The sequence below is a fragment of the Oceanospirillum linum genome (assembly GCF_001995095.2).
Taxonomy (GTDB): Bacteria; Pseudomonadota; Gammaproteobacteria; order Pseudomonadales; family Halomonadaceae; genus Oceanospirillum; species Oceanospirillum linum.
Genome location: NZ_MTSD02000197.1, coordinates 1 through 403, shown reverse-complemented (window position 1 = coordinate 403; position 403 = coordinate 1). Strand labels below are relative to the sequence as shown.

The following is a 403-nucleotide window of genomic DNA, read 5'->3' as shown; positions in this document are numbered from 1 at the left end:
CTTAAAACGTGAACCAAGAGATGTGGCCATCTCTAATTATTTTATCGACTATGCGGCTAAATTTGGTGGTATGGGCTTTGCCTATGATCAAAGCTGGATTGGTGAGCAGTTGGTTGATCATCAGCGATTGATGAACCATTGGCATCAAGTGCTTCCAGAGCAGATATTAGAAGTTGACTATGACCTGCTGGTTGAAGATGTCGAAAGCTGGGCGCATAGAATTATTGATTACTTACAGCTGCCATGGGAGGAGACTGTGCTCTCTTTCCAAAAGTTAGAGCGTGCAGTTAAAACCGCTTCATCTTGGCAAGTCAGGCAGCCGATTTACACCAGCTCAAAAGCAAAATGGAAACGCTATGCCGAGTTCCTTTCGCCTTTAGAGGCTGCATTGGCAGTGGTGCCC

The 403-nt window shown here is 45.7% G+C and carries 1 protein-coding gene; it reads left to right on the top strand.

Features of this window, described 5'->3' with window-relative positions; all coding sequences use genetic code 11:
* On the top strand, positions 1-403 hold a 403-nt coding region (locus tag BTA35_RS17300; RefSeq protein WP_139363756.1), incomplete at both ends, for a sulfotransferase family protein.